Annotated in this window: 20 protein-coding genes and 1 pseudogene; 7 read left to right on the top strand and 14 right to left on the bottom strand. The window is 72.7% G+C overall.

Going from position 1 to position 24946, the window contains the following annotated elements; all coding sequences use genetic code 11:
- Window positions 1–168: 168 nt before the first annotated feature.
- The 3 genes from ACZ46W_RS32335 to ACZ46W_RS32345 all read right to left on the bottom strand — a co-directional run bounded on the left by ACZ46W_RS32335 (window position 169) and on the right by ACZ46W_RS32345 (window position 3791).
- Complete coding sequence (locus ACZ46W_RS32335) at window positions 169–1005, bottom strand: 4'-phosphopantetheinyl transferase family protein (RefSeq protein ID WP_468345401.1); 837 nt, start codon at window positions 1003–1005, stop codon at window positions 169–171.
- A gap of 13 nt (window positions 1006–1018) precedes the next feature.
- Window positions 1019–2779, bottom strand: a complete 1761-nt coding sequence (locus ACZ46W_RS32340) for an acyl-CoA dehydrogenase (RefSeq protein ID WP_468345403.1) — start codon at window positions 2777–2779, stop codon at window positions 1019–1021.
- Window positions 2780–2942: 163 nt separating this feature from the next.
- Window positions 2943–3791: a TetR/AcrR family transcriptional regulator gene (locus ACZ46W_RS32345; protein ID WP_468345405.1), complete on the bottom strand. Its 849-nt coding sequence runs from the start codon at window positions 3789–3791 to the stop codon at window positions 2943–2945.
- A gap of 123 nt (window positions 3792–3914) precedes the next feature.
- Between ACZ46W_RS32345 and ACZ46W_RS32350 the strand changes: the two genes are divergently transcribed.
- Together ACZ46W_RS32350 and rfbH are read left to right on the top strand one after the other, a co-directional pair.
- The gene (locus tag ACZ46W_RS32350; RefSeq protein ID WP_366132134.1) at window positions 3915–4100 is read left to right on the top strand and encodes a DUF6243 family protein; all 186 of its coding nucleotides are present in this window, start codon (window positions 3915–3917) and stop codon (window positions 4098–4100) included.
- Between the two features lie 214 nt (window positions 4101–4314).
- Entirely contained in the window at window positions 4315–5616 is a 1302-nt protein-coding gene (rfbH, locus tag ACZ46W_RS32355) for a lipopolysaccharide biosynthesis protein RfbH (protein WP_468345408.1), read from the top strand.
- Window positions 5617–5706: 90 nt separating this feature from the next.
- On the opposite strand, the gene hflX is transcribed toward rfbH, so the two are convergent.
- On the bottom strand, window positions 5707–7098 hold the full coding sequence (gene hflX / locus ACZ46W_RS32360) for a GTPase HflX (protein ID WP_468345410.1): 1392 nt from the start codon (window positions 7096–7098) through the stop codon (window positions 5707–5709).
- Between the two features lie 22 nt (window positions 7099–7120).
- Complete coding sequence (locus ACZ46W_RS32365) at window positions 7121–9643, bottom strand: beta-glucosidase (RefSeq protein ID WP_468345411.1); 2523 nt, start codon at window positions 9641–9643, stop codon at window positions 7121–7123.
- 258 nt (window positions 9644–9901) lie between these two features.
- Here ACZ46W_RS32365 and ACZ46W_RS32370 point away from each other — a divergent pair, with 258 nt between their 5' ends.
- Window positions 9902–11242, top strand: coding sequence for an IS701 family transposase (locus ACZ46W_RS32370; protein ID WP_468345413.1), 1341 nt, complete (start codon window positions 9902–9904; stop codon window positions 11240–11242).
- Here the strand turns inward: ACZ46W_RS32370 and ACZ46W_RS32375 are convergent.
- From ACZ46W_RS32375 to ACZ46W_RS32390, 4 genes and pseudogenes are all read right to left on the bottom strand, one after another.
- A pseudogene (locus ACZ46W_RS32375) lies at window positions 11232–13046 on the bottom strand (helix-turn-helix domain-containing protein); the annotation flags it as partial. The gene ACZ46W_RS32370 and the pseudogene ACZ46W_RS32375 sit on opposite strands and share 11 nt — an antisense overlap.
- Window positions 13047–13313: 267 nt before the next feature.
- Window positions 13314–13739: an HIT family protein gene (locus ACZ46W_RS32380; RefSeq protein WP_468345415.1), complete on the bottom strand. Its 426-nt coding sequence runs from the start codon at window positions 13737–13739 to the stop codon at window positions 13314–13316.
- Between the two features lie 252 nt (window positions 13740–13991).
- Window positions 13992–15206, bottom strand: a complete 1215-nt coding sequence (locus ACZ46W_RS32385) for a glycosyltransferase (RefSeq protein ID WP_468345417.1) — start codon at window positions 15204–15206, stop codon at window positions 13992–13994.
- A 100-nt stretch (window positions 15207–15306) separates the two neighbouring features.
- The gene (locus tag ACZ46W_RS32390) at window positions 15307–16680 is read right to left on the bottom strand and encodes a hypothetical protein (RefSeq protein WP_468345419.1); all 1374 of its coding nucleotides are present in this window, start codon (window positions 16678–16680) and stop codon (window positions 15307–15309) included.
- A 179-nt stretch (window positions 16681–16859) separates the two neighbouring features.
- Between ACZ46W_RS32390 and ACZ46W_RS32395 the strand changes: the two genes are divergently transcribed.
- The 4 genes from ACZ46W_RS32395 (at window position 16860) to tgmC (ending at window position 19777) form a co-directional block, all read left to right on the top strand.
- On the top strand, window positions 16860–17078 hold the full coding sequence (locus ACZ46W_RS32395; RefSeq protein WP_468345421.1) for a hypothetical protein: 219 nt from the start codon (window positions 16860–16862) through the stop codon (window positions 17076–17078).
- Between the two features lie 316 nt (window positions 17079–17394).
- On the top strand, window positions 17395–17706 hold the full coding sequence (tgmA, locus tag ACZ46W_RS32400) for a putative ATP-grasp-modified RiPP (RefSeq protein ID WP_468345423.1): 312 nt from the start codon (window positions 17395–17397) through the stop codon (window positions 17704–17706).
- Window positions 17707–17723: 17 nt separating this feature from the next.
- Window positions 17724–18653 (top strand): ATP-grasp ribosomal peptide maturase, encoded by a 930-nt coding sequence (tgmB, locus tag ACZ46W_RS32405; protein WP_468345425.1) that lies wholly within the window; start codon window positions 17724–17726, stop codon window positions 18651–18653.
- Window positions 18650–19777, top strand: coding sequence for an ATP-grasp peptide maturase system methyltransferase (tgmC, locus tag ACZ46W_RS32410; RefSeq protein ID WP_468345426.1), 1128 nt, complete (start codon window positions 18650–18652; stop codon window positions 19775–19777). The genes tgmB and tgmC overlap by 4 nt, the downstream gene beginning before the upstream one ends.
- 219 nt (window positions 19778–19996) lie before the next feature.
- On the opposite strand, the gene ACZ46W_RS32415 is transcribed toward tgmC, so the two are convergent.
- The 5 genes from ACZ46W_RS32415 to ACZ46W_RS32435 all read right to left on the bottom strand — a co-directional run bounded on the left by ACZ46W_RS32415 (window position 19997) and on the right by ACZ46W_RS32435 (window position 24932).
- Window positions 19997–20764 (bottom strand): GNAT family N-acetyltransferase, encoded by a 768-nt coding sequence (locus ACZ46W_RS32415; RefSeq protein ID WP_468345428.1) that lies wholly within the window; start codon window positions 20762–20764, stop codon window positions 19997–19999.
- A gap of 304 nt (window positions 20765–21068) precedes the next feature.
- Window positions 21069–21593: a GNAT family N-acetyltransferase gene (locus ACZ46W_RS32420; protein ID WP_468345430.1), complete on the bottom strand. Its 525-nt coding sequence runs from the start codon at window positions 21591–21593 to the stop codon at window positions 21069–21071.
- 95 nt (window positions 21594–21688) lie between these two features.
- Window positions 21689–22435 (bottom strand): class I SAM-dependent methyltransferase, encoded by a 747-nt coding sequence (locus ACZ46W_RS32425; RefSeq protein WP_468345432.1) that lies wholly within the window; start codon window positions 22433–22435, stop codon window positions 21689–21691.
- Window positions 22432–23745 carry an activator-dependent family glycosyltransferase gene (locus ACZ46W_RS32430; protein WP_468345434.1) on the bottom strand — a complete coding sequence of 438 codons (1314 nt, stop codon included), beginning with the start codon at window positions 23743–23745 and terminating at the stop codon, window positions 22432–22434. Before ACZ46W_RS32430 ends, ACZ46W_RS32425 begins: the two co-directional genes overlap by 4 nt.
- Window positions 23733–24932: a cytochrome P450 family protein gene (locus tag ACZ46W_RS32435; protein ID WP_468345436.1), complete on the bottom strand. Its 1200-nt coding sequence runs from the start codon at window positions 24930–24932 to the stop codon at window positions 23733–23735. Before ACZ46W_RS32435 ends, ACZ46W_RS32430 begins: the two co-directional genes overlap by 13 nt.
- Window positions 24933–24946 lie beyond the last annotated feature (14 nt).

Genomic DNA, 24946 nt, shown 5'->3' on the forward strand with positions numbered 1-24946 from the left:
GGCATCACCCGGTTGAACGCTAGACACGCGTCACAGGGGGAGCCACGTCCTTAAGCGCTCGGTGAAATACGCAGGCGGCCCCGGTGGGAGGGCAGAGGCGTACGCTGGGCCGGCTCGGCCCGGGACCGGCTCGGCCCGGGACCGGCTCGGCTCGCCCGGCCGGGCGCGTCAGCCGGTGGCGGGGTCGAGGAGGCCGGCGACGGCGCCCATGAAGCCTTCGTCGAGCATGGTGTGGGCCGCGGTGTCGGGGGAGGTGTCGAGGCCGGCGTCGTGGCAGGCCACGCTGATGAGGTAGCGGCCGAGGACGTGGCGGGTGGTGAAGGCCCATTCGCCGCGGGCGGCCGGGGTGCCGTCGGGGGCGAGGAGGCCGCCCGTGTCGACGCCGAAGCCGAACTCGGTGAAGCCCAGCCGCAGTCCCTGGCCGAGGGCCTTGGTGTAGGCCTCCTTCAGGGTCCACAGCCGCAGCAGTTCGGCGGTCCGGCCGGCCTCGGGCAGCGCTTCGAGGGCGGCCCGCTCGGCGGGGGTGCACACATGGCTCTGGAGCAGTTCGAACGACATGTGCCGGTCGGCGGGTTCGGCGTCGACGCCGATCCTGCCGTTGCGGCTGATGCCGACGGCGATCAGGTCGTCGGTGTGGGTGAGGCTCACGTCGATCTGGTCGAGGCCCCGCAGATAGGGGCGTCCGCCGATCTTGTACGCAAGGTCGAGTTCGGCGGGCCGTACGCCCAGCGCGGCGGCGGCCGTGAACTTGGTGGCCAGCCGGGAGGCGACGAACCGGTAGCGGATCGTGGGGTCGGGGGTGCGGCGGTAGCGCTGCCAGTCCCGGCCGAGCAGCGGGCGCAGCGCGGGGTCGGCGACGGCGCCGGTGAGCCACTCGCCCCAGGTGGTGTGCACCACGGCGTTGCCGTGCCGGTCCATTCCCTCGCGCACCGGGTCCCACGGCCCGTCGGGGCCGCTGACGTGGATGGGCTCGGTGATGCGCTGCGTCGGTTCCGGCTTCGTCAAGAGCTCGCTCCTTTCACTGCGCGAGGGGGATGGCGTCCAGGTCGCAGCTACGGCCCGTGCGATAGCGGCGCACCAGCTCGTCCAGGACCTGTTCCAGGCAGTTGTCGGGCAGGTCGGGCACCGGGATGCCGAGCCGTTCGCCGAGCCGGGACAGGGCGAGCACGGCCCAGGCCGCGTCGGCGAGGAACGGATCGTCGCCGTTCTGGCCCTCCCACACGCCGAGCACGGCGGCGGCGGCGACGATCAGGCTGTAGCGGTCGCTGAGGACGCACACGGCGGGGTCGGCCGGCGCCATCGTGCCGTACGCGGGCAGCCTGCGGCACTGTTCGCGCAGGGCGCGCAGTTCGGTGACGAACCCCTCGGCCAGCGCGGCGAGCGCGGCGATCTGGCCGCCGACCCCGCGCGAGGCGGCGAGCCGGGCGGCCGAGCCGACCAGGGAGGCGGCCATGAAGTCGCCGCCCCCGGCGATGCCGAGCGACCGGTAGTCCAGGGCCGGCAGGTCGGCGCCCTGCCGGAACAGTTCGGGCGGCGGCTCCTCCTCGGCGAACCAGGCGCGTTCGGCCAGGCCCCGCAACTGCGGGACGATCACGGCCTGGCAGGACGCCGTCCCGGCGTGCCCGAGCCCGGCGACCGGGAGGTCGCGCACGAGCTTGTCGAGGGCGCCGTACTCGGGGCTGTCGTGCTCGTAGCCGCGCGCGCCGAGGACGGTGGCGAGTTCCTCCAGGTTCTCGCGCAGCAGGTCGGGGACGACGTATTTGACGGCGGCGGCGAGGACATGGGCCCGGTCGGGCAGCAGGCTCAGGGCGCGCAAGCCGACGGTGGCCATGCTGTCGCAGGCCAGCAGGTCGGCGAAGACGCCGGTGAGCGGCTTGTGCCAGCGGCGCGCGACGGGGCCGCTGCGGCCGGCGGTGGCGGCCCGCACGGCGGAGTGCAGCACGGTGTCGGCGGCCGAGGTGACGACGCCGCAGATCAGGCTGCGGTTGACCTGGAAGGTGCGCAGGGCGAGGGCGACGCCGTCTCCCGTACCGCCGACGAGGGCGTCGCCGGGGACGGCGTAGTCGTCGAACTCCAGCCCGGAGAAGAGCGCTCCGCGCATGCCGGGGGTGGTGACGCGGGGCAGGTGCCGCACGGCGGGGGCGTGTTGTCCGGCGGGGTCGAGGAGGAGCACCGAGTGGCTGCGCGGCCCGCGCGCCGGGTCGGTACGGGCGTAGACGACCTGGGCGTCGGCGCGCGCGGCGTTGATGATGACGTCCTTGCGGCCGTCGAGCCGGTAGCCGCCGCCGGGTGCGGTGCGGGCGGTGAACTCGTGGCGCAGGATGGCGTTGGAGTGGGCCAGTTCGTGGTGGAGGATCGTGGCCCGGCCGCCGCCGAGCAGCAGGTCGGCGACGTGGCGTCGGTGTTGCTCGGTGCCCGCCGCCCAGACGGCGCCGGTGGCGAACAGCGAGGTGATGCCGAAGCCGAAGCCGAGGGCGACGTCGCGGCGGAAGACGGGGCGCAGGACGCGGGCGAGCAGGTCGGCGCGGGTGAGCCGGCCGCCGTACGCCACGGGCACGAACTCGGCGCCCAGGCCCTCCTCGGCGAGCAGGTGCTCGGTCGCGGCGGGCGGGACGCGCCGGTCGTCGGCGGCGAACAGGGCGCGCAGCCCGTGCGGGTTGGCCGGGTCGCAGGGGTCGCCGAGCAGCCTCTCCAGCCGGGCGGCGCGCGCCCTGGCGTCGGTCTCCCACCGGCCGCGTGCGGTGGCCGTGGTCCCGGTGTTCTCGGCGATGGTGGTCATGGTGGCCGGGCAGCTCCGTCGTCGCAGGAGGGGCGCGATCTCCCGCGCCCGTGGCACGACCCTGACGGCGGCGGCTCGCACCGTGCTGGAGCGGTGCTCGACGGGTCGTCCGTACGTCCCGGATCGCTCTGCGAGCGTTCCCCGAGCGGCATTCGAGCGGGTCTCAGGCCGCTCCCGGCCGGGGGGCCAGACCGGTGACCAGGAGGTCGGCGAGCAGGTCGGTGAACTCGGGCGTCACGGGCCGGGCGAGCAGCAGCCACCGGTGCACGACCGGGCCGATGAGCACGTCGAGGGCGACGGCCGGGTCCCTGTCGGCGGCCACCTCGCCGCGCTCGGAGGCGGCGCGCAGCCGTTCGGCCAGCGGGGCGAGGCAGGGTTCCAGGACCCGGCGGGTGAACTGCCGGGCCAGGTCGGCGTCGTCGATCCCGGCCGATGCCAGGGCCCGCGCGGGCCCCTGGAACCGTGGGTCGTTCATGGTCCGCGCGAGGGCACGCAGCAGCCGGGCCAGGTCGGACCGCAGGTCCCCGCTCAGGGGGCCGGCCGGCCCGGCGACGACGCCAACGCCGAGGGCGGCGGGGCCACCGACGTCGTCCCACTTGGCGACAGCGGTGGCGGCCGCGACGCCCGGCCCGGCGACGGCAGTGGCGGTGGCGGCCGTGCCGTCCGGCCCGCCGACAGCGATGGCAGTGGCGGTGGCGGCCGCGACGCCCGGTCCGGCGAAGCCCGGCGTGGCGTCCCGCCCCGCGCCGACGGTGGCCTCGCCGGCAGTGACGTCCAGCGCGGCCACCGCGTCGAGGAGTACCGCCGCCCGGGACGGCCACCAGCGGTAGATCGTCTGTTTGCCGACGCCCGCGCGGGCGGCGATGGCCTCGATCGTCAGCTTGGGGTAGCCCACCTCACGGACGAGTTCCAGCGTGGCGTCGAGGATGGCCCGCTGGGGACGCCGCTGCCGGCGTGCGGTGTTCGCTCCGGGGCGGGCAGGTGCTTTCGTCGCTTTCGTCATGTCTGCCATGCCGGGAACCATAATCTTTAACGAGACGAGACGTCTAGTCTTGACAAGACGCGGCGTCTCGTGGAGACTCGTCAACGAAGCGAGACGAGGCGTCTCGCGAAACCGAACGAAGGAGACAGCACCATGGCGCGAGGCGCAGGCGGAATGCTCGGCGTGGGCGGCACCCGTTCCAACCTCTCCCGCACGGCGATGCGCGGCGGTGGCGGCCGGCGCGGCGGAGGCGGCGGCGGTCTGGACCCGGTCGCCCAGAAGCGAGAGTTGCTGAAGAAGCTCAAGGAGGCCCGCGACAGCGGACAGAAGGCGTCATGACCCCCGCGCGAGGGGGTGTGACCGGACCCCGCACCTGCCGCGACCCCGCTCCCCGGAGCGGGGTCGCGGTCTTTTCACGTGCCCGGCCGCGTGCCGGACGTACCCACCCGCGACCCCGACCTGATGAAGTCCCCGCCGCGCCGTGGAAGGTGCCGTCGGCGCCGCCCTACGCTCGCGGTCCGGTCAGTGGCGCCATCAGGGAAAGGGAACCCACATGGGCGAGACCAGAGAACGCATCGCGGAGCTCGTCCGTGAGTACCACGCGGAGCAGGCCCCCGGGCCGTTCCGGCCGGGCATCACGCCGGTACAGGTCTCCGGCGCCGTGCTCAGCGAGGAGGACCGGCTCGCGCTGGTGAGTGCCGCACTGGAGATGCGCATCGCCGCCGGGGTCAGTTCCCGCCGCTTCGAGCGCGACTTCTCCCGTTACATAGGCGCCCGCAAGGCGCACCTGGCCAACTCGGGCTCCTCGGCGAACCTGCTGGCGCTCAGCGCGCTCACCTCCCCGCAGTTGGAGGACCGCAGGCTGCGGCCGGGGGACGAGGTCGTCACCGTGGCCGCGGGCTTCCCGACGACCGTCAGCCCGATCCTGCACAACGGCCTGGTGCCGGTGTTCGTGGACGTCGAGCTCGGTACGTACAACACGACTCCCGAGCGCATCGAGGCCGCCATCGGCCCGCGTACCCGGGCCATCATGATCGCGCACTCGCTCGGCAACCCGTTCCAGGTCGAGGAGATCGCGCGGCTGGCCGAGGAGCGGGACCTGTTCTTCATCGAGGACAACTGCGACGCCGTCGGCTCCACCTACCGGGGCCGCCGCACGGGCACCTTCGGCGACCTGTCCACCGTGAGCTTCTACCCCGCCCACCACATCGCGATGGGCGAGGGCGGCTGCGTACTGACCGACAACCTGGTCCTGGCCCGCATCGTGGAGTCGCTGCGCGACTGGGGCCGTGACTGCTGGTGCGAGCCGGGCGAGGACAACCGCTGCATGAAGCGGTTCGACCACCAGATGGGGACGCTGCCGCACGGCTACGACCACAAGTACATTTTCTCCCACGTCGGTTACAACCTGAAGGCCACCGACATCCAGGCCGCCCTCGGGCTGAGCCAGCTCACCCGGATCGACGAGTTCTGCGAGGCCCGCAGGCGCAACTGGCGCCGGCTTCGCGAGGGACTGGAGGGCCTGCCCGGCCTGCTGCTGCCGGAGGCCACCCCCGACAGCGACCCGAGCTGGTTCGGCTTCCTGATCACCGTCGACCCGGACGCCTCCTACTCGCGCGCCGGTCTCGTCGACTTCCTGGAGTCCCGGCGCATCGGCACCCGCCGCTTCTTCGCGGGCAACCTCACCCGCCACCCCGCCTACGCCGACCGGCCGCACCGCATCGCGGAACCGCTGGTCAACAGCGACCTGATCACCGATCAAACGTTCTGGATCGGCGTCTACCCGGGGCTCACGGAGGAGATGCTCGACTACGTCGTGGAGTCCGTCCGGGAGTTCACGCTCAAGAACTCCTGAGCCGGCCGCGTCACAAGGCGCCCACAAGGCCGCGGCCCCCGCCGACATCCACTGTCGACGGGGGCCGCGGCCTTTGCGCGCCGGCCGGGCTCAGCCGATCGCGTACGGGCGCAGCTCGGCCGCGAGCTGGGCGTCGACCTTGGCCCGCACCCGGGTGCCGTCCTCGCCGTGGGCCTCCATGAGGACCTCGCCCGAGTCGTGGATCCTGGAGAGCAGGTGGCCGTCCGTGTACGGGAGAAGCACGTCGACGTCGATGTCGGGGTGCGGCAGCGCCTCCTCCACGCGGGCCAGCAGGGTGTCGATGCCCTCGCCGGTGCGCGCCGAGACGGTGACCGCCGCGGGCTCCGCCTCCAGCAGGCGCGCCAGCGCGCCCTCCGGCGCCGCGTCCGCCTTGTTGATCACGACGATCTCCGGCACGCCCGCCCCGCCGATCTCACCGATGACGGTACGCACGGCCTCGATCTGCGACAGCGGGTCCGGGTGCGCGCCGTCCACCACGTGCAGGATCAGGTCCGCCTCCGCGACCTCCTCCAGCGTGGAGCGGAACGCGTCCACCAGGTGGTGCGGCAGGTGCCGTACGAAGCCGACGGTGTCGGCCAGCGTGTAGGTCATCCCGCCGGGCGTCTGCGACCGGCGCACGGTCGGGTCGAGCGTGGCGAACAGGGCGTTCTGCACCAGTACTTCGGCCCCGGTGAGCCGGTTGAGCAGGGACGACTTGCCGGCGTTGGTGTAACCGGCGAGGGCGACCGAGGGCACCCGGTTGCGCTTGCGCTCCTGGCGCTTGAGGTCGCGGCCCGACTTCATGTCGTCGATCTCGCGGCGCATCTTGGCCATCTTGTCGCGCAGCCGCCGCCGGTCCGTCTCGATCTTCGTCTCACCGGGGCCGCGGGTCGCCATGCCGCCGCCGCCCGAACCGCCGCCGCCCATCTGGCGCGACAGCGACTGGCCCCAGCCGCGCAGCCGGGGCAGCATGTACTGCATCTGCGCCAGCGCGACCTGGGCCTTGCCCTCCTTGGAGGTGGCGCGCTGGGCGAAGATGTCGAGGATCAGCGCCGTACGGTCGACGACCTTGACGCCCACGGCCTCCTCCAGCCGCACCAACTGCGCCGGGCTCAGCTCACCGTCGCACACCACGGTGTCCGCGCCGGCGTTCACGACCAGCTCGCGCAGTTGCCCGGCCTTGCCCGAGCCGATGTACGTGGCCGGGTCCGGCTTGTCCCGGCGCTGGATCACGCCGTCGAGCACGAGCGCGCCCGCCGTCTCGGCCAGCGCCGCGAGCTCGGCCAGCGAGCTCTCCGCCTCGGCGAGGGTGCCGGAGGTCCACACGCCGGCGAGTACGACCCGCTCCAGGCGCACCTGTCGCTGCTCCACCTCGCGGACGTCCGCCAGCTCGGTGGACAGACCCGCCACGTGGCGCAGCCCGGTGTCCTCATTCGCGTCGATCGCGTCCGCTGTGCCGATCGTGCGGTCAAAGACGGTCATTCGGTTCCTTTCATAGGGGGGTTCAGAGGGTGGTCGTGAGCCGGACGTCGGTCGCCGAGGTGCCGACGCGCACGGCGCGCGGGCCGGGTGCCGTCTTCCAGGCGTGTGCGGCCGCGTCCCAGTACTGGAACTGGCGCGCGTCCACCGGGACGGTGACCCGCTTGGACTGCCCCGGCTCCAGGGTGACCTTGGTGTAGCCGGCGAGCTTGGTGACGGCCTGCGGCGCGCTCACCGAGGGGCTCGGGCCGAGGTAGGTCTGGACGACGTCCTTGCCGGTGCGCTCCCCCGTGTTGCGGACCGTCACGGTGACCGTGGCGCCGCCGGACGCGGTCCTCTTCACCGTCAGGTCGCTGTAGGCGAACGAGGTGTAGGACAGTCCGTGGCCGAACGGGAAGAGCGGCTCCTTGCCCTCCTTGGCGTACCAGCGGTAGCCGGTGTGCACGCCCTCGCTGTAGGTCTGGCGCCCGTTCACGCCCGGGTAGCGCTGGGGGTCGCCCGCGACGGGGTGCGTCCGCTCGTCCGCCGGGAAGGTCTGGGTGAGCCGGCCGCCCGGGTTGGCGTCCCCGTACAGCAGCGCGGCCGTGGCGCCGGCGCCCTCCTGGCCCGGGTACCACATCTGGAGCACGGCGGCCGTGTCCTTCAGCCACGGCATCAGCACCGAGGAGCCGGTGTTGAGGACGACGACCGTGCGGGGGTTGACCTTGGCGACGGCGGCGATCAGTTCGTCCTGGCCGTCGGGCAGCGACAACGAGGGGCGGTCGTAGCCCTCGGAGCCCTCGTCCTGGACGAAGACGACGGCCGTGCGGGCCTTGGCGGCGGCGGCGACGGCGCGTTCCCGGTCGGCGGCGGCCCGCTCGGGGGTGACCCAGGTGAGGTCCACCTCCAGGGGGCGGTCCGGCCAGGCCCAGCCGCTCACCTCGACGCGGTGGGTGCCCTTGGTCAGGCGCAGCACCACGCTGGTGGTGTCACTGAAGGAGTCGGCCGCGTAGACGGGTTGCTGGCCCGCGACCTGGAGAATCGCCAGACCGCCGTCGACGCGCATCGCCACGCGGTAGTCGCCGTCGGCGGGGACGGTCAGCGTGCCGTTGTAGAAGGAGCGGTCGCCGCCCGGTTCGAGCTGCTTGCCGTTGGTGAAGGCGGGGCTGAGTTCCTGTGCGGTCAGGGGCACGCCGATCCGGTCGATGCCCGGCTCGTAGGAGACGGTGGCCCCCGCTCCCGCCCGGGCGCGCAGCGCTTCGACGGGCGGCTGGGCCCGGTCGGGTACGACGTGGGCGCTGCCGAGGCCGGAGACCTTGGGCCGCTGCGCGCTGTCGCCGATGACGGCGAGGCTCTGGCCGTCGGCACCCTTCAGCGGCAGGGCGCCGCCGGTGTTGCGCAGCAGGACCGCGCCCTCCTCGGCGATCTTGCGGGCGGTGGCGCGGCCGAGCTCCGGGTCGCGGGCGGGCCGGGCCGGCGGGGTGGCGGCGAGGAGGCCGAAGCGTTCCATCTGGCCGACGATGCGGATCACGGCGCGGTCCACGGTGGCCTCGGGGATCTCGCCGGCGCGTACGGCCTTGGCGAGCGCGGCACCGAAGTGCCGGGCGTCCGGCACCGGGTCGCCGGGCTTGCCCATGTCGAGGCCGAGTTCCTGGTCGAGGCCCTTGGTGATGTCGGTGGTCGCGTGGGTGGCCTGCCAGTCGGACATCACCCAGCCCTTGAACTTCCACTGCTCGCGCAGCACCGACTGGAGCAGCGTGCCGTTGGAGCAGGAGGGGGTGCCGTTGACGCCGTTGTAGGCGCACATGACGGAGGCGGCGCCCGCGTCGACGGCGGCGCGGAACGCGGGCAGTTCGGTCTCCTGGAGCGTCTGCTCGTCGATGGTGGCGTCGACCGTGGCGCGGTCCTGCTCCTGGTTGTTGCCCGCGAAGTGCTTGACGGTGGCCATCAGGCCCTGGCTCTGGATGCCCTTGATCTCGGCGGCGGCGGTCCGCGAGGTGACGAGCGGGTCCTCGCTGAACGTCTCGAAGTTCCGGCCGCCGTGGGGGACGCGGATGTTGTTGACCATGGGGGCGAGGACGACGTCCTGCCCGAGTGCGCGGCCCTCGTGACCGAGGACCTTGCCGTAGTCGGCGGCGAGCTGGTCGTCGAAGGTGGCGGCGAGGGCGGTGGGCGTGGGCAGGGCGGTGGCGCGGCCACCGTTGAGCCGGATGCCGGTGGGGCCGTCCGCCGCCTGGAGCGGGGGTATGCCCAGGCGCGGCACGCCCGGTATGTAGCCGACGCCCCGGGCCAGCGGCCCGGTCTTCGGGCCCGCGTCCCAGTGGACGAAGGTCAGCTTCTCCTCGAGGGTCATACGGGCGACGAGGGCGCGGACCCGTGCGGTGCCCTCGGCCGCGTCCTCCACGGGGGTGGGCCCGGCCGGCTCGTCCAGGGGGGCGGCGTCGGCGGCGCCGGTGAGCAGGCCGGCGGCGCACAGCAGTGCCAGGGCCGCGGCGACCGGCCGGGTCCGGGAGGGCCGGAATCTGTGGAAGGAACGGGGTGTTCGCCCGTCGGTGCTGCGCGGCGGCATGCGGTCTCCTTGCGTGGTGGATCGGGGGATGCCCAGTCCTTCACGCTGCCCCATGCCGGGCGCCCGGACGAGGTCGCTCAGCCACACACTTGATCGCCCGTCGGGTGCCGTTGCGGCGGTGCCGTGGTGGCCGGGCCACCACCCCTGCGCCGCCCCGGGCGCCTTCCGGCCACAGCCGGGCGTACCGGCCACGGGCGGTCGAAAGTGTGTTCCGGACGCACCTGGGCCCCGGGTGCCCCGGCACCGGACCGTTGGGGCATGCCCATCCTCGCCACGGAACCGACTCATCGACGCCCTGTCCACGACCCGGATCCTTCCCAGGAACTGTGCACGTCCGTGCTGTCCCGGCTGCGGCGGAGGGACCAGCGTCACAAGGGCGAGCTGTACGTCCAGGGTCTGCTCACCGCCTCGGGCCGCAAGACCATGCGGCATCTGGCCGCCCGCACCGAGGAACGCGCGGCGGAGCAGAGCCTGCACCACTTCATCAGTTGCTCCACCTGGGAGTGGGCCCCGCTGCGGGCGGCGCTCGCGACCCGGCTCACCGAGCTGCTCTCGCCGCGCGCCTGGGTGGTGCGGCCGCTGGTGATTCCGAAGACGGGCCGCCATTCGGTGGGTGTGGAGCGGCGGTTCGTGCCGCACCTGGGCCAGGTGATGAACAGTCAGCAGGGCTACACGCTGTGGCTGGCGTCGGGCGCGGCGGCGGTCCCGGTGAACTGGCGGCTGCTGCTGGGGGGCGACTGGCTGGCGGACGAGTCGATGCGGCGGCGCGCCGCGATACCCGACACGGCGGGTGCGGCGTCCGCGCCCGAACTGGCGGTCTCCATGGCACGGCAGACGGCGTCGTGGGGTGCCGCCCCGCAGCCGCTGGTGATGGACGCGCGCCAGGAGGAGGCAGCCCCGCTGGTGGACGCGCTGCGCGCCGCCGGGCTGCCGTTCGTGCTGCGGATCGACTCCGGTACGGGGCTGCTGGCGCCCATGCTGCCGGGCGCCGGGGCGCGGGCGATGTCGGCGTCGGCCGGCCGTCTCGCGGAGCTGTCCCGGTCCCAGCAGCGGCCGGTGGAGTGGATCGACCCGGCCGGCCCGGCGGTGCCGAGGACGAGCCTGGTGGCGCTGCTGCCCGTGCACCTTCCCGGTGTGCGGGGCCCGGTGGCCGCGCGGGCCGGCTGGCCGGCGGCGGGGGCGGGAGCGCCGCTGACCCTGGTCGGGGTGCGCTCGCCCAACAGCCGTACGGTGTCGGAGACGTGGCTGACCAACATGACGGGGGCCGCCCGGTCCACCCTGCTGGGCCTGGTGCGGCTGGTCGGGCGGGTCGACGCCGACTTCACCGACATCTCCCTGCCCGTCGGCGCCCTCGACTTCGAGGGCCGCTCCTACCTGGGCTGGCACCGGCACACGACGCTGGTGTCGCTGGCCCACGCGGTGCGCCTCCTCCAGGGCGGGGTGCCCAGGGAGCGGGCGCGGGAGGTCACGGCGCTCACGCCGGGCGGGGGTCGGCGTGCGCTGTCGCGAGGGAGGTTCGGCTCCGCTGGAGCCGCAGCGCGAGCTGGATTTCCAGGGCGTGGTCAGGCTGCTGCCAGTCCCGGCCGAGTAGCTGGGTGATGCGTTCCATGCGCCGCGAGACCGTGTTGGGGTGGACGTAGAGCATCTCGGCCGCGCGGGTGGGGCTGCCGGCGGCCCGGAAGTATGCCTCCATCGTCTCCACGAGGTTGCTGAACCGCTCGGCGTCGTAGTCGAGTACGGGACCGATGACCCGGTCGATGAAGGCGTCGGCGTCCTGCTCCACCCCGAGGAGCGTGCCGAGGAACCCGAGCTCGCCCTCCCCCGCGGCCCGGCCGGTGCCACCGAGCGCGACGAGCGCCTCCAGGCACCGGACCGCCTTGTCGAGGCAGCCCGCGACCGCTTCGGCGCCGGTGACCGGGCCGGCCGCGCCGACGGTGACCGGGGCACCGGCGGCACGCGTGAACTGCTCCCGTATCTCCTCGGCGACGCGCCCCGCGTCGTCGCCGGGTACGAGGAGCACCAGGTCGTCGCCGCGCCGGGCCTTCATGCCCCGGTGGCGTACGTAGGAGGCGGCCCATGGGCCGGCGAGCGCGGCGGCGGCGGCCTGCGGGCGGACGACGGCCAGCACGTGCGGGCGCCGCAGCGCCGGGGCGGGTCGGGCCCGGCCCCGGTCCGCCCCGGCCGGGCCCGACCCGGCGGCGACGAGGTCCTGAAGGAACTCGTCACGCGCCCTGGCCTCGGCGTCGGAGCCGTTCTGCGTCAGCAGGAGCAGGGCGACGCTGCGGGCGCAGGACAGCAGGATGTGCTCACCGCGCTCGTGGGGCCCGCCCCGGCCGGGCTGGTGCAGCAGGAGGCCCAGGTTCTCGCCGCGGGCGGTCAGCGGCACGATCCAGGTGCCGTCGGACAGGGGGCTGGCGATGCCGGTCGCGGTGGCGGTGAGCTGGGCGCGTTCGAGTTCACCGGGGTCGGGCGCGGGGACGTGCCCGTGGTGGGCGAGGCGCTGGCCGGCCGGGCCGCGGACGGCGAGACTGCCGCCGAGTTCGGCCGCCGCGCGTTCGACCAGCTCGTCGAGGCCGGCACCGTCCAGGACCCGCTGGACCAGCTCGCCCTCCGCCTCCTTGGCCCGCAGGGCGTCGCCGAGCCCGGCCCGCATCCGTGAACCGGCGTGCCTGAGCTCCTCGTTCCGCGCGTTCAGCGATTCGATGAGGTGCGCGGTGCGCACGGCGGCGGCGGCGATGTCGGCGAGGGAGTGCACCAGGGACACCTCGTCGGCGGTGAAGTGCCGGCTGCGGCGCTCGGCCACGCACAGCAGGCCGATCGCGCCGTCGTCGGTGCGCAACGGCACGGTGAGCACCGCGTGCAGGCCCTCGGCGTGGACGATGTCCTCCAGGGCGGGAATCCGGCCGGGGCAGGGGTCGGCCAGGTAGTCGGGGGTCCAGGCGGGGCCCAGGTAGAGGTCGGCGGTGCCGCCGAGGCCGCTGCCGGCGGGGATGCGGGAGCCTGTGGTGCGGGCGCTGACGGACCCGTCGGCGGCGGCGATGACCGCGTCACCGGTCGGGTCGTCCAGGAGCCCGACGCAGGCCAGGTCCATGTTCGTCAGCAGCCGGGCGCGGCGGGTGACCATCCGCAGCAGGGTGTCGAGCGGGGCGCCGCTGGTGAGGTCGCGGGCGGTGTCCACGAGCGCGGCGAGTTCGGCCTCCCGCTGCCGCCCGCGCCGGAACTGCTGGTGTATCTGGAGGGCCAGGCGGCGGGCGTGCTGCACGGCACCGTCGTCGTACGCCCCCGTACCGTGCCCGTCCGCCGCCCCACGGGCCGCCTGCTCGATGTCGCGGGCGGGTGCCTCCGCCGCGAGGAGTTCCAGGAAATGCAGTACGTCACCCGCGCCGGCCGTCTCGTTCGCCATCGTTTCCAGCCCCCTGGTCAAGGAATCGCATCGATCTCGACGTCCTCGGAAACCTAACCCGCAAGGTGGCCGGAGCACCTGTCGGTGAGTGGGGAGTGTGGCGGTTGTCGAGCGGGCCTCCAGCGGGTGACAGTGCCCCCGGTGCCGGGCGGGGCACCGGGGGCTGTCGGACCCAAGCGCTCCGGCCACCGGTCGGAGGACTCACCCCGCGCGACCTTGCCCAGTCTCCACCTGGAGCTGGCTGCGTTCACGACTTCGGGCTCTGGCTCAACTTCTGTGGTGTTGTCCCGACGCCAGCACATCGGCGAGTTTCGCGCCCGGGTCGCCCGCGAAGTGATGCCCTGACCGTCCGGCCGGCCATGTCGAGATCCCGTCGCCCACCCACCGCGGAACGACGTGGAAGTGCAAGTGGGGCACCGACTGTTCTGATCCGGGGCCGCTGGCGCTCAGGATGTTCACGCCCGGGGCGTTCAAAGCGGTCCGCATGGCGATCGCCACGCGCTGGACCAGTGTCATCGTCGCGGCCAGGACATCGGAGGGGATGTCGAAGACGCCAGGGTGGTGGGCTGTCGGAACCACAAGGGTGTGTCCTGGCGCGAGCGGATCCAGCGGGGTGAAGGCACAGGTTACGGGCCCGCGGGCTACCCAGCGGGCGGTGTCTTCACGGATGAGTCGACAGAAGGTGCAGTCCATGCAGTACGACCCTGCCACAGGCAGGACGTCGCCCGTTCACCGATTCGGCCCCGGCTACGGATCTTGTGAACCACCCGTGGGCTCCACGGAAGTTGGGCCAGAACCCGACTTCGAACAGCGTTTGCTCACCACTTCAAGAGGCGTCCGGGAACGGTGGCGTTCGAATTGTTCGCGAATTCCGGCAGCACCGGATGCGGCGGAGCGCCTCGGACGGCCTGGCGCCGCAGCACGGTGGTGGAGCACCCCTCGGATTCACCCGGCGTCCCTTGAGTGGATGTGGGTGAGCACCGCGGCGGCGCCGTCCTCTGCTCCGATGCGGTGAGCGAGTTCGGCCGCGCGGCGGCGGTGGGACGGCTCGGACAGGCAGGCCGTGATCGCGGCGCCGAGGGCTTCGGCGGTGAGTTCCTGGAACGGCAGAGGCCGGGGGCCAACTCCTAGCCGGTGCAGCCGAGACGCCCAGAAGGGCTGGTCGGCCATGACGGGAACGGGTACGGCGGGCACTCCGGCCCGCAGTCCGGCTGCGGTGGTACCGGCTCCGGCGTGGTGGACGACGGCGGCCGTGCGAAGGAAGAGCCAGTCGTGCGGGACGTCGCCGATGGCCAGGACGTCGGGGCCGCAGCCGCTCAGATCGGCCCATCCCGCCTGCACCACCGCACGCACGTCTGCCCGTTTCACCGCTGCGGCCACCAGCTCGCTGAGCCGCTCTCCCTGCCCCGCCGCCATACTGCCGAACCCGATGAACACCGGGGGCGGACCGGCCTGGAGGAAGTCGACCAGTTCGGCGGGGGGTTGCCAGCCGTCCGGTCGAGCGGGCCACCAATAGCCTGATACGTCCACCCGGGAGGGCCAGTCCACGGGGCGCGGCACCACCAGCGGGCTGAAGCCGTGGAAGACCGGCCGCATGTCCACCGGTGCCGAGGGCGCGCCGGCGGGCAGTCCGAGGCGGGCACGCAGCCGGGTCACGGCGCCCGCGAAGACCCCTTCCGCCCGCCTCAGCACATCCCGGCCCGCGGCGAGGTTGCCCTCCGGTCCCAGGCCGTCGGTGTTCCGTGCGTTGGGCAGCGGGAATTGTCTGGTGGCGAACGACGGTGCAAGGTAGGTGCCGATGACGGGGACGCCGAGCGCTTCGCCGGCCATCAGGCTGAGCGGTGCCGGGCCGAAGGCGGTGAGCAGCAGGTCGGCTCCGCCCGCCACGGCCTCCACCACCCCGTCGGCGAGCCCATCCGCGTACGCCCTCGTCATAGCCTGTGCCTCCTCCCGCGATGCCGCCCGGGACCAGTCTCGGATCAGCCCTTGGGGGTCTCCCGGCACCGGCCGGTAGGCGAGACCGCATCCTTCGACGAGTGCGGCGAAGGACGGGTGAGCGGCCACGGCGACCTGATGGCCGGCTTCCATCAGACGCCGCCCCAGGCCTGTGAAGGGCGCGACATCCCCACGTGAACCGGCAGTGATGATCAGAATCCGCATGCAGCGATTCTCCTCGGCGGACGACGGACGGCTCCGGTGGCCGTGGGGATCCCTTTGCGCGGCCCACCGCTGCAACCCCGGGAGTGTGCTGTCGTGGTCGCTATGCCGCCTTCTGCTGGGCCACGACCCGGACACGTTCACCGAGCTGCTTCACCACTCGGGTCCTGGGCTGCGTCTTGATCCGGTCGCGGAGTGTTTCGAAGTGCTCGTCACCGCGTGCGCTGGACAAGGTGGTGTAGTCGTCCAGGAACCGGTCCCATGTCGCGCACGCCGCCTCGACGTGCCCGAGCTCCCACTGCCGTGAGGCCAGGACGCCATTCGCATGGACACGGCCCTGGCGCTCGTTCGCGGGGCGGACCCGGTTGGACTGCCGCATGGCCTTGATGGACCCGGGCAGGTCACCCAGCTCGTACAGGACGTGGGAGACGTGGAAGTGGTAGGCGGCCTGGTCGTAGCCGCCGACTGCGTCATTACGACCGTCGGCCTTCGAAAGGGCCTCTTCCGTTTCGCTCAGACGGGCGAAGGCCTGGCGCCGGTCGCCCACCATCGCCGCGCCGTGCGCCTGCTGGCCCCGGAGGAAGGCGATCAGGCGCGGCCCGGCGCCCGGTGCCGCCTCGGCTGCGGAATCGGCGAATTCCAGCGCCCGCCGGCCGTACCCGAGGTTCGACGCCTGAAGGGCCATGCCGCGCAGCGTGCGGCAGTAGGTGACGTGGTCCTGGGCGTCCTTGGCCAGGTCGAGGGCCTGCATGAAGTATTTCTGTCCGAGCCCGTGCGCCCGCTCGTACATGGCCATCCAGCCCGTGAGGTACACGAAGTCGGACGCCGCAGCCATCAGTTCGCGCTTCACCTTCGGCGTGGCATCGGCCCGCAACCAGGCCAGGACGGTGTTCGCGAGGAACGCCGCCGCCATTGGCCGGGCGTGGCCTCCGCCCAGGTCGTCCAGGATGTTCGCGACGTGATCCGTCATGGTGCGTACGGTGGCGACCTCACCATGGCCGACCCGGACTGTGCGGCCTGCTTTCACCTCCTTGTCGGAGGATGCGAGCCGGTCGCCGAGGTCGCTGTACTGCGGGACCATGAGAGCCGCAGAATAGAGCCCGGCGGAGAGGACTCCACGCCGCGATGGGTCCATATCGCCCCTGACGAGATCAGCGAGATCGCCGGCCTGGTCCGCGTTGTCTCCGGGGAACCCTGCTTCGGCGCACGTCACCGGGCGACCGATACGCCGGGAGAGGGCTTCCACGATGAATGGCCGGGCGGCCTCCTTCGGCATCGAGCCCTTGAGCCAGTACGTCACGGTGCTGGCGCTGTAGCCGAAGGAGTGGCCCGCTTCGGCCGCCGTGCGGTTCACCGCCCGCGCGAGCTGCCCGTTTCCCCAATCGGCCTCGCGCATCAGCGCGACGAGGGCCTCGTTCGGCGTGCGTTCCATTCCAGCTCCCCTGGCATTCAACGCATTCAACGGCCGTACCAGCATGGCCCGTTCTCAGGATCGGTGTACCCCCGTTGAATGAGTACCAGCCACCCGGCGTCCTGGGTCGGACACCAGGCTCCCCTGGGAACGACCCCGGCGGCGGGCGCACAGACCGGCGGCTCCCTCCCGCGTCCCGGCGTGGACCGGGGCCACCCTCCATCCCTGCCCGAGGAGCAGTCCTCATGACCACCATCGACGCGTTCGGCCACGAGACAGACCCCCGGATTGGTCACACGGTTCGCGACATCGCGTCCAAGGGTGAGGGTGAGCTGACAGCGATCGTGCGCGAGAAGGTCAAAGACAAGTCCGGGGGCGAGCGGTACGTACGCGTGGCGTTCATCAGGGCGGAGTCCGGCATCGAATGGTCGACCGCCGCCGACAACGTGACGGTGATCTCGTGAAGCGGGACTGCCCTCAGTGCGAGGAACTGCGACGCGAGTACGCCAAGGGCGCCCACCTCGGAGACCTCCTTGATCGCGTCGCACTGCACGAAGCCGTGGCCCACCCGCGGCGAAAGCCGAAGGAGGCCGTGAAATGAGCACTGGCCGTCACGCTGCTCCGTCGACACCCAACCGCCGCTGACCTGGCGGCCACACAGAGCCCGCCCCACCTTCCCAGACAGTCGGCACGGGCGGACACGCGCCGGTCGCCTTCTTACGGGAGCGGCCGGCGCTGATCACCGGAAAGCCACCAGCACGACCGACACAGGAGGTACCGATGTACGCCCACTCGGACCGGGTCCCGACCGGGACACCGCTGCCCAACGGCATCAGCACCCCTACGCCGTGGGGTCTGCGCCGTATGGTCCCGTACCCGGCATTCGCCCCGTCGTACGCCCGTGTCGAGCTGAACCCGGTTACCCAGACCGGGCTCTACTTCGACACCACCGGCGCTGTCATGGAGATGCCCGGGCACGGCACCAGTACCGGCACCAACCCCGCCACCAACACCGGCAACCCGTCCGACGGCAGCAGCGGTGGGGGTTCCGGCGGCGGCGACCAGGACCAGGGCAACGACAGCGACCAGTGAGCGGCCTTGGTCCGGTTATGGTCGTCACCAACCTGGACGACCCCACGACCGACCTGGTGATCGGTGAGCTGCACGACCGGGGTGTCCCGGTCGTGCGGTTCGACTCCGGGGACTTCCCCACCGCCTTGTCGTTCGCGGCCACCATCACGCCTGACGGCATCGAGGGGACGCTGAGCACTCCGACACGGATGGTTGATCTCCGCAACATCCGTTCCCTGTACTACCGGCGCCCCTCCGGATTCACCTTCCCGCACCTGGACGAACAGACGGCTCGATTCGCCGTCACACAGGCCCGCTACGGACTCGGCGGTGTCCTCGCCTCCCTGCCGCGCTGCTTGTACGTCAACCACCCGCACCGCATCGGCGACGCCGAGTTCAAGCCCTCCGGACTCGCCGCAGCCGTCGCCAGCGGTTTTCGCATCCCACCCACCCTGATCACTTGCGACCCGGAGTCGGCGCGAGCGTTCATCAAGCGCCACGGATCGGTGATCTACAAACCGCTGTCCACGCCGCTGTACCGCATTGACGGTGTCTCATGCACGGTCGAGGTCCGGGAGGTGACGGCCGACGAAATCGACGACTCAGTGGCCGGCACGGTCCACCTCTTCCAGCGGCGCATCGACAAGACCGGCGACGTGCGCGTGACGGTCATCGGTGACCAGGTGTTCTGTGTCCGCATCGCCTCGGACCTTTTGGACTGGCGCACCGACTATTCCCGGCTGACGTACACCGTCGTGCAGCCGCCTCCCGGGATCGCCGAGGCCCTGCGCGCCTACCTGGACCACTTCCGCCTGGTGTTCGGCGCTTTCGACTTCGCCGTGGACCGCCAGGGGCAATGGTGGTTCCTGGAATGCAATTCGTCCGGCCAATGGGCCTGGATGGAGCCGGAGACCGGGCTGCCCATGGTGGCGGCCATGGCCGACCTGCTGGAAAGGAAGTGGAGATGACCGACGACGCGGCCCTGAGGGTGCGGCTCGCCGAACGGCTCACGGCCGGCGGCCACCTGCGCACGCAGCCATGGCGGAAGGCCGTCGAGTCAGTGCCACGCCACGAGTTCCTGCGTGGCGGGTTCTTCGAGCAAGTCGAGGGCTCGTCGCCCACGGCCTGGACGCCGGTCATGCCGGACCATCCCAAGTGGCTGGAGAGCTGTTACCGGGATGACTCCCTCGTCACCCAGATCGCCGGGACCGTGGTGCCGGGAGACATCCGGGGCGAGATCATGCGTGCCCCCACCTCCTCCAGCACCATGCCTTCCCTGGTCGTGCGGATGTTGGAAGACCTCCAGGTCGAAGCCGGCCACCGCGTTCTCGAAATCGGCACGGGCACCGGGTACTCCACGGCCCTGCTGTGCCACCGCCTCGGCGAGCACCTGGTGACGTCGGTGGAGGTCGACCGCGAAGTCTTAGCCCGCGCCCGGACCGCCCTGGGCACGGGCGGCTTCACACCTCACCTGGTCGTCGGTGACGGGCTCGCGGGAGACAAGGACGGTGCGCCCTACGACCGGGTGGTGGCCACCTGCGGGATCGTCACGCTGCCCCGGGACTGGATCGAGCAGACACGGCCCGGCGGGATCATCCTCGCCACCATCTGCGGCTGGATGTACTCCTCCGAACTCGCCCGGCTCACCGTCCACGACGACGCCACCGCCTCCGGCCGCTTCCTCGGCGGCCGGATTTCCTTCATGCTCGCCCGCCCCCAGGTGCCGCCCCCGATCGGAGCCCTCCCCGATCTTGACCAGGGCGATGAGCGGCGAGCGGTGTTCGGGGCCGACGTGCTCGACGACTGGGACACGCGCTTCGTCGCCCAGCTCGCCGCCCCCCGCACCCAGCGCTTCAGCCTCGACCGATACGGCCGAACGGAACACGTGCTGCTCGACCTCGAAGCGGACGCCTGGGCGGTGCTGTGGGAGAAGAGCGGCACATGGGCGGTGCGCCAGGGCGGCGGGGCGCGCGTATGGGACGCGGTGGAGGGGTACGTCACCCGCTGGCGTGAGGATGGCTCCCCGCCACTGGAGCGGTTCGAGATCACCGTGACGGCGGACTCTCAGACGATCACCTGGCCGAGCCGCTGACTCCCACCATCCGCCCCGCCCTCGGGCGGTCGGCACCGGGGGCCGTGGGCGGCGGCGATCCGGGGCGGGCCGGTGGTCAGGTCACCGGAGTGCGGTGCCGGTGAACCCTCGATGTCTGCCGAACGCCGAACGCATCGGCGCGGCGGCTTAGAAATTGTCTCAACTGGTTGGGCATGGGAACTCGGGGGCGGGCGGCCGCCCCCGAGCGGGTCGGTGCCGTCAGGGTTGCCGCGCCGGGGGCAAGGAGAGGTAGAGGCGAGTGCCGTGCGGTTGGTAGCCGGCGCGTTCGTAGACGCGGCGGGATCCTTCTCCGGAGTACTCCAGCCAGACCGATCCGGCCCCTTGGGCGAACATCGCTTCGCTCAGCGCGGCGGTTACCGCGGCGGCGATGCCGCGGCCGCGGTGGGCGGGGCGGGTGCCGACGCCGGACAGCTCTGCGGTGCCCTCGGCCGGCGGGGAGCAGGACGCCCCGCCGACGATGCCGCCCTGCGGGTCGCGGACGAAGCGCACTGCTCCGCCGCTCTGCTGCGTGCGGCGCAGTCGGGCCGCACCCTGTGCGGAGGGTGGGAAGACACCGCCGAATGCCTCGGCGAGCGCGGCATCGAGCTCGGCGAATTCCTCATCCGTGGTCGGGCTCTCCACACGAGGAGAGTCGGTGGACCGGGGGAGCACCAGTGTGTGCGGGGTGCAGACGAGGTATTCGTGAACCGCCTCGGTGCCGAAGCCTGCCTTCCGCAGGGCCGGTGCCACGGCGGGGGCGGCCTGCGGTGCGAACTCCAGCCGGGGCAGCAGGCCCCGCTCCCGGAAGGTCCCGATCAGTGCCGCGACGTCCTGCCCGGTCGGCTCGGCGCCGGGGAGCGGGGTCGCGTAGTTGAGGTAGGGGTTGTCGGTATCGGGGGTGAAGCCGGCGACGAAGCCGCCGGTCTCGATGACCACGGGACGGCGGCGGAGGTTGGTGACGGCAAAGCTCTGGACCCGGATGTCCATGGTGGGTGTTGACCTCACGAAGTCTCTGGCGGAGCCCCTGGCGCACTCGGGGAGTTCGGGGCGCGGAGAGTGGCGATGCGTCAGGCACCGCGTCGTGGGGCCGCCGTAGGGAACAGCGTGGCAGGCTGAGGCTGCCGCAGAGCGGGCGCTCAGTGCCGACGGCGGCCGCTGGGGGACGCCGGGAACATTGGCTTCGTTCCTCACTGTGAGTGTGTCCGCAAGGTCGCAGAGCGGAGCACACTGTCCCACGACCGACCGGAGCGGGCAAGCGGTTTTTCCCAGCCGCCGGGGAGCGGAAGAAAGCTCAGGCTTTCGCAGGAGTGCAGGCCATGGCTGCCGGCGGGCGCATCATGAAGACGTCGATCGGGTCCTGGGCTTCCACGACGAATCCGTGGCGCTCGTAGAGTCGACGGGCAGCGCTGCCCTGCAAGACGTTCAGGCCCACGGTCATGCCCTGCGCATCCGTTCGCTCCAGTACCGTGCGCAGCACAGCGGATCCGAGCCCTTGCCCCTGACAGTGCGGAGCAAGGTAGAAGTGCTCCAGCCACTGCCTGCCTTCGGCGGGCCGGACCGTCACGCATCCTGCCAGTTCACGGTCGATCAGGATGATCGAGGTGTGGTGCGGGGAGAAGGAGTCCCGCAGCCGTTGCCGTACCCGGTGCTCGTCGTAGCGCCCAAGGCGTTCCAAGTCCGCACGCATGACCGTGGCCCGCAACTCCGCGATCACCTCGATGTCCGCGGCCACCGCGGAACGCAGCACCCAGCCCGCGGCGTGCGCCGGCGTGGTCCGTGCAGGCACTGCCACGTCCGATCGCGTACCGTTCCCCATCACCCCGGCCTCCCTGGCCCGAGTATCTCAGTCCTCCGGCCCTGAACAGGCCGCCCTCCGGCGCGATCGGCACCGGGGGCGGGGCGGTGGTCAGGTCACCGGGCCGCCGTGCCGGTGAACAGGCCGCGGCCGGAGGGGCCGCCCGTGGTGAAGGTGACGTCGAGGCCGGCCCGGCGGAAGGCCTCTTCGTAGGCCTCCTGGGTGAAGAGGGTGATGAGGTGGCTCTCGGTCAGGTGCTCGATGCCCCGGCCGGGCTCGGCGACGAGGTAGTGGACGTCGATGCGGGTGGCGGTGTCCTCCAGGCGCGAGTGGGAGACGCGGGAGATCGTGCGGCCCTCCGCCTCGACGACGGCCGCGCCGACGTAGCCGGGGGTGAACGTCCGCGGGAACCACCAGGGTTCGACGACGACGACACCGCCGGGGTTGAGGTGGGCGGCGAACCTGCCGACGGCGGCGTCGAGTTCGGCCTGGTCGGCCATGTGGCCGATGGAGCTGAACATGCAGATGACGGCGTCGAAGCGGCCGGTGAGCGCGAAGTCGCGCATGTCCGCGTGGTGGATGGCCGTTCCGGGGTTGCGGCGGCGGGCGATGGCCAGCATGTCCTCGGACAACTCGACGCCCTCGACACCGCTGAAGTGACGGGCGAGGTGGCTGAGGTGGACGCCGGTTCCGCAGGCGACGTCCAGGAGGGTGCGGGCGCCGGGGTTGCGGGCGGTGACGAGGGCGGCGAGCTGGGCGGCCTCCTCGGCGTAGTCCTTGCCCTTGCCCTGGTGGATGAGGTCGTACAGGGCGGCGATACCGCCCTCGTAGCCCGTGGTGGTCTGCGCGGTGCTGGTGGTCATGGTGTCGTGGCTCCAGGGTGAGGGAGGGCGTGGGCCCGGTCGCGGCGCCGGGCCGCGAGCCGTTCCAGTTCGGGTACGAGCCCGGCCGGGGTCGGGGCCTCGAAGCACTCGTCGCGCAGCCGCCGCGCACCGGCGGCCAGCGACGGGTCGTCCAGCGCGCGGGCGACGGCCTCGCGCAGCGTGGCCGCGTCGAGCTTCTCGGGCGGCAGGTCGATCCCGGCACCGGCCTCGGCGATGAGACGGCCCTTGAGGGGCGCGTCCCACAGGGCGCCGACGATGATCTGCGGGACGCCGTGCACCATGGCCGTGTAGCCGGTGCCGGCGCCGCCGTGGTGGACGATGGCGTCGCAGGTCGGCAGCAGCGCGTCCATCGGTACGAAGTCGACGACGGTGATGTTGCCGGGCAGGCCGTCCCGGTCGGCGAGCTGGCTCGCGTCGAGGGTGGCCACGATCTCGGCGTCGATGTCGCCGAGCGCGCGCAGCAGGTCCTCGAAGGGGACGGCGTCACGCCCGTACGTCTCCCGCGCCGAGACGCCGAGGGTGACGCAGACCCGGCGCCCGGCCGGCGGGTGGTGCAGCCAGTCGGGGATGACGGAGGGGCCGTTGTAGGGGACGAACCGCATCGGCAGGACCTCGGTGCCGGGCACCGGGACGCGCACGGCGCCGGGCGCCGGGTCGATGGTGAACTGACCGGTGATCAGCTCCTCGACGGTGCGGGCGTCGGGCCGCTCGCCGAACCGTTCGAGGGTCACCGTCAGCCACTCGGCCATGGGGTCCTCGCGCCGCTCGGCGGGCTGCTGGTCGCGCAGGGCGGTGAACTGCCGCCGCGCGTTGCCGATGACGTCGGGGCCCCACAGCAGCCGGGCGTGGGCCGCGCCGCTGAGGTGGGCGGCGATCGGACCGGCGTAGGTGAACGGCTCCCACACGACCAGGTCGGGCCGCCAGGCCCGGGCGAAGGCGGTGAGGTCGTCGATGGTGGTGTCGCCGTTGAGCGGCGCGTACGACATGGCGGTCGTCATGGTCTGCTGCCCGAGGGCGTGCTCCCAGCCGAGGGGCGCCTCGCGCGTGTCGGCGAAGTCCAGCCCCTGCTGGTACGGGGTGGGGTCGCCGCCGATCTCGGTGAACAGCTCCATCATCGAGTCCAGGTCGCCGACCGGCACGGCGGTCAGGCCGGTGCCGGTGATGACGTCGGTGAGGGACGGCTGGCTGGCCACGCGCACCTCGTGCCCGGCGGCACGCAGCGCCCAGGCCAGCGGCACCAGGTTGTAGTAGTGCGTGTTGTGCGCGAAGCAGGTCATCAGGACGCGCATACCAGCTCCCCTCGGACGGCCGGCATCGCCGCGGGTGCGCGCAGTACCGGTGAGCGGCGGCGGACGGCCCTCGCGGGCGCGAGGTCAAGGCGGGGCGCGGCTTCGGCGAGCGCGCGCAGGGCGCCCCGGGCGGTGCTGCGGACCAGCGGGCCCGCCAGGGCGAAGTACAGGTCGCCGGGGAGCGCGAAGGGCGCCGGTGCGCCGGGGCCCTGGGCGGCGAGGTCGACGGCGCCGTGCGGTGCCGACGGGTCGCGGTCCACGGCGGCCACGAGGACGACGACCCGGCTCCCGGCGGGGAGCGCGACGCCCGCGAGGGTCGTGTCGGTGCGCGCGGTGCGGGCCTCCAGCCGGACCGGTGGGGTGCGGCGCAGGGTCTCCTCGACGGCGCGCGGGGCGAGGTCGGGCCGCCCGGCGAGCAGTTCCCACTGGCCGGGTGCGTCGCCGAGGACCCGTACCGCGCCCGCGACGAGGACCGGCGCGGTGCAGACCGTGGCGACGGCGACGGCCCGGGCGGCACGCACCCGGTCCTCGTCCGGCTCGCACAGGTGGGTCTCCAGGAGCCGGGTCAGTTCGCTCTCGGCGTGCTGCCCGGCCCGCTCGGTGTCGTACGGCTGGGGCGCGAACAGGCCGTCCAGGGCGTGCCCGCAGCTCGCGAGGGCCCGGGCGAACGGCTCGTACGCGTCGGCGGGCAGGCCGAACTGTTCGGCGACGGTGCGGACGGCGACGGGGACGGCGTAGTCGTCGACGAGGTCGAAGGCGTCGCCCAGGGCGGTGAGCAGTTCGCGGGCGTACCGTTCGGCGCGGCGTTCCACGCACTCCTCGTCGGGCGCCCACAGCAGCGGGCCGCCGAAGGCGGTGAGCGGCCGGAGCCGTTCGCACGCGGCGCGGTCCAGGGCGAGCGCGGCGCTGGGGACGGGCGCGTCCTGGGCGGCGGGGGCGTCGAAGTCCGGGTGGGCGGCCAGTTCGTCGGCGACGGCCCGGTGGGCGGTCACCCAGGTGTCCAGGAGTTCGCTGCGGAACAGCGGGCCCCGGGCGCGGATCTCCTCCTCGTACGCCGTGCAGGCGTCGGGGTCGTCGTCGGTGGCGCGCAGGATCTTTCCGTACGGGTCGCCTTGCGCCGCCGCGAACCAGTGGGCGGCGCGGGTCAGTTGCAGGCGTCTGACGCGGCGGGCGGGGTCGGTGGTCACACGCGGCTCCTCGT

The organism is Streptomyces sp. NPDC031064, assembly GCF_055570965.1.